General features: G+C 62.3%; 7 protein-coding genes. 2 read left to right on the forward strand and 5 right to left on the reverse strand.

The genetic code is table 11. From position 1 onward, the window contains the following. Positions 1-505 precede the first annotated feature (505 nt). From AB4O12_RS24880 to AB4O12_RS24900, 5 genes are all read right to left on the reverse strand, one after another. Positions 506-868 carry a DUF6124 family protein gene (locus tag AB4O12_RS24880; protein ID WP_016771835.1) on the reverse strand — a complete coding sequence of 121 codons (363 nt, stop codon included), beginning with the start codon at positions 866-868 and terminating at the stop codon, positions 506-508. Positions 869-1,388: 520 nt separating this feature from the next. Beyond that, complete coding sequence (locus tag AB4O12_RS24885) at positions 1,389-3,059, reverse strand: ShlB/FhaC/HecB family hemolysin secretion/activation protein (RefSeq protein WP_056787743.1); 1,671 nt, start codon at positions 3,057-3,059, stop codon at positions 1,389-1,391. A gap of 134 nt (positions 3,060-3,193) precedes the next feature. After that, positions 3,194-4,792, reverse strand: a complete 1,599-nt coding sequence (locus tag AB4O12_RS24890; RefSeq protein WP_460059883.1) for a collagen-like triple helix repeat-containing protein — start codon at positions 4,790-4,792, stop codon at positions 3,194-3,196. 303 nt (positions 4,793-5,095) lie between these two features. Further along, positions 5,096-5,950, reverse strand: coding sequence for a MaoC family dehydratase (locus tag AB4O12_RS24895; RefSeq protein WP_310219093.1), 855 nt, complete (start codon positions 5,948-5,950; stop codon positions 5,096-5,098). 2 nt (positions 5,951-5,952) lie between these two features. Beyond that, entirely contained in the window at positions 5,953-7,305 is a 1,353-nt protein-coding gene (locus AB4O12_RS24900) for a 3-oxoacyl-ACP reductase (protein ID WP_252887270.1), read from the reverse strand. A 237-nt stretch (positions 7,306-7,542) separates the two neighbouring features. Here AB4O12_RS24900 and AB4O12_RS24905 point away from each other — a divergent pair, with 237 nt between their 5' ends. Then, positions 7,543-8,820, forward strand: a complete 1,278-nt coding sequence (locus tag AB4O12_RS24905) for an acetyl-CoA C-acetyltransferase (protein WP_460059884.1) — start codon at positions 7,543-7,545, stop codon at positions 8,818-8,820. A gap of 430 nt (positions 8,821-9,250) precedes the next feature. Beyond that, entirely contained in the window at positions 9,251-10,147 is an 897-nt protein-coding gene (locus AB4O12_RS24910) for a PA4780 family RIO1-like protein kinase (protein ID WP_016771829.1), read from the forward strand. Positions 10,148-10,701 lie beyond the last annotated feature (554 nt).

Raw genomic sequence — 10,701 nt, forward strand, 5'->3', positions numbered from 1 at the left:
CAGATCAATCCCTCCACTCAGCCTTCCGACGTCGCCGGTGGATCAAGATCAAGAGCACTCGAGCTTGCGCTCATTGTTGAGTGGGGCGGCTTCGCCGCGGGCAGCTGCGCTGCTTTGCTTTTGCTTTTGCTTTTGTGGGAGCGAGCCTGCTCGCGAAGGCGGCCTGCCAGCCGACCCATTTCTTCCTGATTTACATCAATCCTGTGGGAGCTGGCTTGCCAGCGAAGGCGGTCTGCCTGCCGACCTGTTTCTCGCTGATGTACTCGATTCAAACTGTAGGAGCGAGCCTGCTCGCGAAGGCGCCCTGCCAGCCGACCTGTTTCTCACTGAACACCCGCGATCAAAACTGTAGGAGTGAGCCTGCTCGCGATAGCGCCCTGCCAGCCGACCCATTCCTGCCTGATGTACATGAATCCTGTGGGAGCTGGCTTGCCAGCGAAGACGGCCAGCCAGCCAACAACGCTCTGCCTGTCTCACCACCTTCGCAACCAGCCTCTTGCTCTTGTCACTCCGGCACAAGCCTGTCCAGTACGCGGTTGACCGCCAGTTCGCCCAGCATGATCACCTGCTGTATTCCCAACAGGGAGTTGCGCTGCGGTCCATCGATAAATCCGGCGAGGTCGCTGGCCATGATGCTCGCCGAGGCCAGTGATTCGCAGGCATGCACCAGCAGGGTTTCGTTGTCCGCGGCCGGGTCGACGATGAACAGGGTGCTGGGTTTGCGCGGTGCGGCGGGGTCTTTGATGAGGCGGGGGTTGAGGTAGTAATCGATGGCGCGGTCGGCGGCTTCCTTGAGCTTTTGCGCTTCGACGAGCGGGTCGGCGAAAGTCGGATCGGCAAGGGGTGGATCGGGCGTTATCTTTTTCACGGGCTCAGTCTCCTTGTGGAGTAAGGGCCGCAACCTCTCGCTGCTAAACGATAAGGGTGGCAGCTGGACGCAGGTTAGCAGACCGATGAGCCACGAAATCGGCGCGCCCGAGGGCGCCCTGCGCACAGCCGCCATCAAGCACAGGAATGTATTCCAGACTGATAGAACTGGTGCAACGTGGTATCGGCGAGCTGCTAAACCCGACCACTGATGAGCAGTGGCAGGCAAACGATAGAACCCGCGCCCCAGGCGCACAAGCCGGCGGATTCTGGCGTAGCCGTAGGCAATGGCGCAAGGATTTGTGGGCTGTTGCGAGGTAACGGGGCGTGTGTTTAAACGGCTGGTTTAAGCGCTGCGATAAATCGGTTGAATAGCCGAACGCTTTCGCGAGCAGGCTCGTTCACACAGGGACGGCGGTTGTACTCAGCAACCATGAACACCGCCGAATCTGTGGGAGCGAGCCTGCTCGCGAAGGCGGTGCGTCAGTCAAAAAAATCCTGATTGACACATCGCTCGACCATCACAACTGATAACTGAAACTGATGCTGTACCGAGGCTTGCGATTGAACGTATCCAGTGCTTCATCCGACATCGCCTTCGCCACTTCCAGCGCCACGTTGTAATACTTGGCATCACCAAAGCGCAGCCCGACGGCGGTGGATGACAGGTTGTTGGCCTGCACCGGCAGTTGGTTGAACCAGCTGCGCGAGCGGTCGACAACTACGTAGGGTTGCAGGATGCGCACCCAGTTGCCGTCGCGGTTGAAGCTGTAGTTGACCTCGTAAGCCACGCCCCAACCCTTGTCGCCCGAGGCCTGGTCGTCGGGGTAGCCACGGCCGAAGTTCTGCCCGCCGAACACGGCGCGTTCGCTGTCGGGCAAGGTGTCGTCGCTCCAGTACAGCGCCGCCGAGAGCACGCCTTGCCAGTTGTCGAGGAACTTGTCGCTCTGCACGCCGGACAAGCGCACGCGGAAAAAATCCAGGTCGATGTCGTCGTAGTTGGTGTGTGCGCCGAGGCTGTCGAAGCCCTGGTAGACGCCGGCACTGAGGATGCGCAGTTGGCGGGCGTCGGCCTTGCGCCAGTCGCCTTCGAAAGCCAGGGCGCGGACATCGGTGCGCAGTTCGGTGCTGAAGGGAAAGTTGATGCCGTCGTAGCGCGTCTTGTCGTCGACCGCATACAGGCGTGAGCCGGCGGTCAGCAGTTCGTTGGCGGAGGCGATCAAGGGCGTGCTGAAGCCGATCGAGTAGCGATCGTTCTCGCGGTGGGTACTCAGGCGTCCGCCACCGCCGACCAGCACTTCGGTGTCCGGGTCGGCGCGGTAACGCGAGGCCGAGACGTTGAGTTGCGTGCCTTCGGTATCGAGGAACTGGCTGTAGTCGAGACGGTAGTAATGCTCTTTGTCGTCGCCCGGTGGGAACAGGCCGCTGAGGCTCAACTGTTCGCCCATCGAGGTCTGCGAATTGCTGCTGACACCGAGCAACGCTTGCGGGCCGTTACGGTTGTCTTCGGTGGTGCTCAGGGTGCTGGTGAACGGTTTGCGACTGGCCTGGGCAACCAGGGTGGTCGCGCCATCGGTGGTGCCCGGCGGTGGCACTTGCGCTTGAATCGTCACGCCGGGAATGCGGCTCATCAGCGTGGTGTAGCGCTCGAAGGTCTTGCGCGTCAGCGGGCGTTCGGCCTGGATTTTCGCGGCGAGTTTATCGAGCAGGCCTTTGACCCGACCGATGTCGCCCTGCATCTGGATATCGCGCACATAGCCCTCGACCAGCACCACGCGGGCCACGCCGTCATCGAAGTTCTGTTGCGGCAGGAACGCGTAGGACAACAGATAGCCGTCCTGCTGATAGCGACGGGTGATGTTGCGCGTGGCTTCGATCAGTTCGGCAAGGCTGGCCTGACGGCCGATCAGGGGCTTGTAGATTTCCGCGAGTTCGTTGAGCGGGTAGATCGTGCCGCCTTCGATCTGCACGGTCTTCAGGTTGACCTTGGTTTCCATCAGCAGTGGCTGCGCGGCGGTCGCACCCGGGTCCGGCACTTGCAGCGGCGCCGCGCTCGGGCGATAGGCGTCGGCGGGCAGGTTGGGAACGGGCAGGTTGCGGATGGTTTCGTTGCTGTTGAGAAAGCTGGGCAAGGTGTCGGCGAGGGCAGCGGAACTGAGGCTCAGGCACAGCAGGGATGCCAGTACGCGCATAGGACACTCCATGGTCAGAACACAGCACAGGGCAGATTTTTCCTTAGAAAAAAGGCGGAAGACTCGTGGGAATCTTCCGCCCTCAACCAAGCGTAGGCGCTGTAGGTAAGGCCGTCGAATCGGCCAGGTGCAATTCAGCGTTGAGTGCCGCTCAACGCGCCGGTCAGGCCGCCGAGTACCCCGCCCAGGCCACCGGTTGCCGTGCCGCCACCAGTGGCAGTGCCGCTGTTGACCAGACCACCGACCGCTGCCACGGTGCCGCCGACGTTGGTAACCAGACCGCCGACCGCTGTGGTGACCGGGTTGTTGGTTGCGGCGATCGCCCCGCCGAGATTGCCCACCGCAGCGCCGACCTGACTTGTGATACCCGCCACCGGAGTGCCGAGACCGGTAGCGGCGCCGACCTGTTGAGTGACAGTGGTCACCGCGCTGGTGACCGGATTGAGGCCGGCTCCGACTGCGGCGCCGACGCTGGCCAGCGGCGAGGTGGATACAGTAATCGGTGTGCCCGAACCACCGAGTACGGTGTTGATCGAAGCAATCGTGTTGCCCAGCCCGCCGGCGGTGACGCCGCCGGCACTGACCACGCCGCTGGTGCTGCCGGCATTCAGACCGCTGCCGACGTTGACCACCGCACCACCGACAGTTTGCAGCAGACCGGTGCCGCCCAGCCCGCCACCGATGCCGCCACTGCCCGAGCCAGTGCCATTGGACACCAGACCACCCGCTTTGCCGACCGCCGTGCCGGTGTTGCTCAGGGCGCCGCCGAGGGTGTTGGTCAGGGCATTGCCGCTGCCTGCGTCGGTGACTTTGCCGCCAAGGCTGTTCACCGTGCCGCCCACCTTGGAGATCACCCCTTTGAGCGGATCACCCAGACCGGTGGCATCGCCGAGTTTGTCGGTGGTGCTTTCGACCATGGCGATCACCGGTACCAGGCCGCTGCCGACCTTGTCGGTCAACTGGCTGGTCGGGCCGCTGGTCATTGAGGTGTTGAGGGTGTCGCCAAGCATGGTGACTTTTTCGCCGATGCCATCGACCAGCGGCGCCACACGGGTGACTACACCGCCAACGACAGGAACGCTACGGGTCGCTGTGTTGAGTTTGACGCTGAGGTCCGACACGCCGCCGCCAACATCGGAAACCACGCCACCAACCGAGGCCACGGTGGTGGTCAGGCCATTGGGGTCAGTGGCCAGTTTGCCGATGCCATCAGTGACGCCATCGCCCAAGGTGCTGACCACGTTGCCGGTGGTGTTGGCCAGGCTTTGCACGATGCCGCCAGCGACCGGAACAGTGCTCAGCGAATCGCCGATCTGGCCGACGCCATCGCCGACACCGCTGACGGTTTTGCCGACATCCTGAACAAGTGTTGTGGTCACCAGCGAAGGTGCAGCGGGATTGGTCGGGTTGGTGGGATCGGTCGGGTCTGTCGGATTGGTTGGATTGGTCGGATCGGTGCCGCCGCCAGTACCGCCAGTACCGCCAGTGCCACCGGTTCCACCAGTGCCTGCGGTATCGCCGCCGGTGCCACCTGTGCCACCAGTGCCGGCAGTATCGCCGCCGGTTCCGCCGCCCGCGCCACCGCTGCCATCGGTGCCCGCCGTGCCGTCCGCCGTCGAGCTGCCCGAACTGCTGCGATGGCCGCCACCGCCGCTGCTGCAGCCGACGAGGCCGACCGAAAGAATCAGTGCCAGCGCGATTGCCGATTTGGACCACATCACTTGAGTTTTCATGATTGAGATTCCTGCACCTGTCACAACGTTACGTTGCCTTCGATGGCTCGCCGATCTGTCGTCGGCGATGCCTCGTCCGTGGCTGTAATCTCAGTCGAGGGCAGGTTTTTCACCATTCTCAAGTTGGTATTAACCCCTTTATATAGAGGGCTCGGCGCTATGCCGAAGGACTAATACCCAGGTAATAAACGGGCAAAAAAAAGCCTTGAAATTCAAGGCTCGGTTTTTTGCAAAGCAGCGGGCAGGGCGCGGAAAAACTTAAGTGATATATACACAATTAACGGGTTTTTCCGCCCCGCCAGATCAGGCGATCGGTTGCCACTGACCGACCATATGTTCCAGGTCGCCGGCGCCGATCAGACGCAACTCACCGCTGGAGCCCGCGGCACTGGCCAGCAATGTCACTTCACTGGGCAGGCGCACCGGTTTGCGAAAGTGCACGGCGATTTCCAGGTTGGCTTTGGGCAGGTGATCAGAGAGTGCCGCCAGTGTGCGTGCCTTGTTCCACAGTCCGTGGGCGATCGCGGTGGGAAAACCGAACAGCTTGGCGCTCGCTGCACTCAGGTGAATCGGGTTGTAGTCGCCGGAGACTTTCGCATACTGGCGACCGATATCGGCCGGCGCAGTCCAACGCGTCACCTCAAGCAAATCCTGCGACGGCTGCCAGTCCTGTGCCAGCGCCTCGCCCTCGAGTTTCACCCCGCGACAGAGCATCCGGCTTTCGGCTTCCCACAGCGGCCCGAGTTGATCGTCCAGGGTAGTGAGCAGATCGAACGTCGCGCCTTTGGCGTGCGGTTGCAGATTGTGCACATGCACGCTGACTTGCGCGCGGCTCATCGCGCCCATCGGCCGCAGCACGCGGATGCGGTTGCTCAGGTGAATCAGCCCGAGCAGCGGGAAGGGAAAATCCCTGGCCGTGAGCAATTGCATCTGCAAGGCAAAGGCGAGGATGTGTGGATAGGTCGGCGGCAGCAGGCCGTCATCGACGAAACCGCAGACCTTGCGATAAGCCGCCAGCCGCTTGCCGTCGATATCAACCCAGCAGCGCAGGCCGCTGTCGGGCAGTTGCGTACCGGTGATTTTGCGTCGCGTCGCCGCCCGCGAGTACAGCGCGGGCAGACTCGGTTCGCGATCCAGCGTGTGCCATTCGATGCTCATCTTTATGCCCCCAGAACACTTTGCCCACAAACCCGCAGCGCTTGCCCGGTGAACGCGCCCGTGCCCGGTTGCGCCAGCCACGCCACGGCTTCGGCGACGTCCTGCGGCAAGCCACCCTGGCCCAGCGAACTCATGCGCCGCCCGGCCTCGCGCAGGCCGAACGGAATGTGCGCGGTCATCTGGGTTTCGATAAAACCGGGGGCCACGGCGTTGATGCTGATGCCGCGTTCCAGCAGCGTTGGCGCCCATGCCTGGGCCAGACCGATCAGGCCAGCCTTGCTCGCCGCGTAATTGGTTTGCCCGCGATTGCCGGCGATGCCGCTGATCGAGGCGAGCAGGACCACCCGTGCGTTGTCGCGCAGGGTGCCGCTGTCGAGCAGCGCCTTGGTCAGCACTTGCGGGGCATTGAGGTTGACGGCCAGCACCGCGTCCCAGAATTCCGGGGTCATGTTGGCCAGGGTTTTGTCGCGGGTGATGCCGGCGTTGTGCACGAGGATGTCGAGGCCGTCGGGCAGCTGTTCGATCAAGTGCACGGCGGCGTCATCGGCGCAGATATCGAGGGTGATCGCCCGGCCGCCGAGGCGCGCGGCGAGGGCTTCGAGATCGGTTTTGGCCGGCGGTACGTCGAGCAGAATCACCTCGGCGCCATCGCGGGCGAGGGTTTCGGCAATCGACGCGCCGATGCCGCGCGCAGCACCGGTGACCAGCGCCTTGCGCCCGGCCAGCGGTCGGGTCCAGTCGGTCACTGGCGTGGCGCACGCGGTCAGGCGAATCACCTGGCCGGAAACGAATGCGCTTTTCGGCGAGAGGAAAAATCGCAGCGGGCCTTCCAATTGATCCTCGGCACCTTCGCCGACGTAGATCAACTGCAAGGTGCCACCGCCGCGCAGCTCTTTGGCCAGCGAGCGCGAGAAGCCTTCGAGTGCTCGCTGCGCACTGGAGGCGAACGGATCACCCAGGCTTTCCGGAGCACGGCCGAGAATCACCAGGTGCGCGCTATGGTCGAGGTTCTTCATCAATGGCTGGAAGAACTCGCGCAACTGCTTGAGCTGGTCGGTGTGTTGCAGACCGCTGGCGTCGAACACCACCGCTTTGAGTTTCGGCCCGTGGCCGGGGATCCACGCGGTGGCCAGCGAGGGCTCGGTGCCGTAGCTGTAGATTGCATCGGTCAAGCGGTTGGCAAACACGCTGATCCGTTCGGCCAGCGGCCCGCCACCGATCAACAGGGCGCCCTCGATCGGCCGCAGACGCCCCGCCTGCCAGCGTTCCAGCCGCACCGGCGACGGCAGGCCCAAGGCCCCGACCAGACGATGGCCGAAGGATGAGTTGGCGAAGTCGATATAGCGGTCAGACATGGAACGCTCTCCAGAAGTTGGGGTTCAAAGTGTGGACTGTCTACGGCAATCAATCGTTCGATCGGCGCAATAAGGCCTACGCTGGTTTAGCAGAGTAGACCACTGACCCTGTGGGAGCGGGCTTGCCCGCGATGGCGGAGTGTCAGCCGCTGAAGGGTTGGGAGTGCCGCCCCCATCGCTGGCAAGCCAGCTCCCACAGGTTTCCATGTGAATCCGCAAATTCCACAGGAGTTATCCATGACCCAGCTGCGCCGCGTCGCGATCATCGGCGGTAACCGCATCCCTTTCGCCCGCTCCAACGGGCCGTACGCCACGGCCAGCAATCAGGCGATGCTCACCGCCGCGCTGGAAGGCCTGATCGAGCGCTACAACCTGCACGGCCAGCGCATTGGCGAGGTGGTGGCAGGCGCGGTGCTTAAATTGTCACGGGATATGAACCTGACCCGCGAATGCGTGCTCGGCTCGCGCCTGTCTCCAGCGACGCCGGCCTATGACATTCAGCAAGCCTGCGGCACCGGTCTGGAAGCGGCGTTGCTGGTGGCGAACAAGATCGCCCTCGGCCAGATCGACTGCGGCATTGCCGGCGGCGTCGACACCACCTCCGACGCGCCGATCAGCGTCAGCGAAGGCCTGCGCAGGATTCTTCTGCAGGCCAACCGCGCCAAGAGTACCGGCGACAAACTGAAAACCCTTTTGCAGTTGCGCCCCCAGCACCTGATCCCCGAATTCCCGCGCAACGGCGAGCCACGCACTGGCCTGTCGATGGGCGAGCACTGCGAACTGATGGCGCAGACCTGGAATATCCCCCGCGAAGAACAGGATCAACTGGCCCTCGAAAGCCACCACAAACTCGCCGCTTCCTACAGCGAAGGCTGGCACAACGATCTGATGACGCCGTTCCTCGGCCTGACCCGCGACAACAATCTGCGCCCCGATCTGACCCTGGAAAAACTCGCCACGCTGAAACCGGCGTTCGAGAAAAGCGCCAAGGGCACGCTGACGGCCGGCAACTCCACGCCGCTCACCGATGGCGCTTCGGTGGTGTTGCTGGGAAGTGAGGAATGGGCCAAAGAGCGCGGTCTGCCGATTCTTGCCTACTTGCGCGACGGTGAAGCGGCGGCGGTGGATTTCGTCAACGGTGCCGAGGGCCTGCTGATGGCGCCGGTGTACGCCGTGCCACGCTTGCTGGCGCGCAATGGGCTGACGTTGCAGGATTTTGATTACTACGAAATTCACGAAGCCTTCGCCGCGCAAGTGCTGTGCACGCTCAAGGCCTGGGAAGATCCCGAATATTGCCAAACCCGCCTGGGGCTCGACGCACCGCTGGGTTCGATTGATCGCAGTCGGCTCAATGTGAAAGGCAGTTCGCTGGCGGCGGGGCACCCGTTTGCCGCAACGGGCGGGCGGATTGTCGCGAATTTGGCCAAGCTGCTGGATGCGGCGGGCAAGGGCCGAGGGTTGATTTCGATCTGTGCGGCGGGCGGGCAGGGTGTCACCGCGATCATTGAACGCTGAAAAAGCCCCTCACCCTAACCCTCTCCCAAAGGGAGAGGGGACTGATTGGGGGATGCTTGAAATCGACGCCGACCTGAGCGCCCTTCACCGAATCCAGAGATGCGATTCAAACCAGAAGCGCTGCGGTCTGTCAGGTCGATGTATTACGGGAGACACCTCGGTCGGCCCCCTCTCCCTCTGGGAAAGGGCTGGGGTGAGGGCAACTGAAGTTCACCGACCATGTCAGATTCTGTCGCAAATGCCCTTGCCGACCGATACCAATCAATGCCACGGTCTCGGCTATGATTCGCCCGGGTCGCTGCGATTGATCCGGCACAGTGTGTGCATCCTCAAGGTTCACAGGTCGGCAACCCCTCCCCGTCGGGCGAGGATTGCCGTATAACGAGTGACATTCGCGTGTTTGGTAATAAAGGACCCACAATAAAAGCTGATGAAGACTCCAAAACGCATTGAACCCCTGATCGAGGACGGTCTGGTCGACGAAGTGCTGCGTCCACTGATGAGTGGCAAAGAGGCAGCTGTTTATGTAGTGCGCTGCGGCAATCAGTTACGTTGCGCCAAGGTCTACAAGGAGGCGAATAAACGCAGTTTCCGCCAGGCGGCCGAGTATCAGGAAGGCCGCAAGGTTCGTAACAGTCGTCAGGCGCGGGCCATGGCGAAGGGGTCCAAGTTCGGTCGCAAAGAGACCGAAGACGCCTGGCAGAACGCCGAAGTGGCGGCGCTGTTCCGTCTGGCCGGCGCCGGCGTGCGAGTGCCCAAACCCTATGACTTCCTCGACGGCGTGCTGTTGATGGAACTGGTGGCTGACGAATTCGGCGACGCTGCGCCGCGTCTGAACGATGTGGTGCTGGAGCCTGATCAGGCCCGCGAGTATCACGCGTTCCTGATTTCGCAGATCGTGCTGATGTTGTGTACCGGTCTGGTGCACGGTGACCTCTCCGAGTTCAACGTGCTGCTGACCCCGACCGGTCCGGTGATTATTGACCTGCCCCAGGCAGTCGACGCTGCGGGCAACAACCACGCGTTCAGCATGCTCGAGCGTGACGTTGGCAACATGGCTTCGTACTTCGGTCGCTTCGCGCCGGAATTGAAGAAGACCAAATATGCCAAGGAAATGTGGGCGTTGTACGAAGCCGGCACCTTGCACCCGAACAGTGTGCTGACCGGCGAGTTCGACGATCCGGAGGACCTGGCGGATGTCGGCGGGGTGCTGCGCGAAATCGAAGCGGCGCGCCTCGACGAGGAACGCAAGCAAGCCATTCGCGCGGCGGACGACGCGCCGAAAGGCAAACCCGAAGAACCGCCTCCACCGCCGTGGATGCAGTGATCGCGTGATGAAAAACCCGGCTTCGGCCGGGTTTTTTGTTTGAGTCAAAAAGCACCCTCACCCCAGCCCTCTCCCGGAGGGGAGAGGGGGCCGACCGAGGTGTCTTTAGCCATACATCGACCTGAAAAAACCGAGTCGATTATGGATTCAAAGAAAAACGTTCAGGTCGGTGTATCTCCCAAATATCCCCCAATCGGTCCCTCTCCCGGAGGGAGAGGGGGCCGACCGAGGTGTCTTTAGCCATACATCGACCTGAAAAAACCGAGTCGATTATGGATTCAAAGAAAAACGTTCAGGTCGGTGTATTTCCCAAATATCCCCCAATCGGTCCCTCTCCCGGAGGGAGAGGGGGCCGACCGAGGTGTCTTGAGCCATACATCGACCTGAAAAAACCGAGTCGATCATGGATTCAACGGAAAACGTTCAGGTCGGTGTATCTCCCAAATATCCCCCAATCGGTCCCCTCTCCCTTTGGGAGAGGGCTAGGGTGAGGGGGCTTTCGGATCCTGGCTTATTCGCGTCTACTGTCCAGCGCTCCAACCACACTCAAGGAC

Source organism: Pseudomonas sp. S2_A05, from assembly GCF_054668485.1.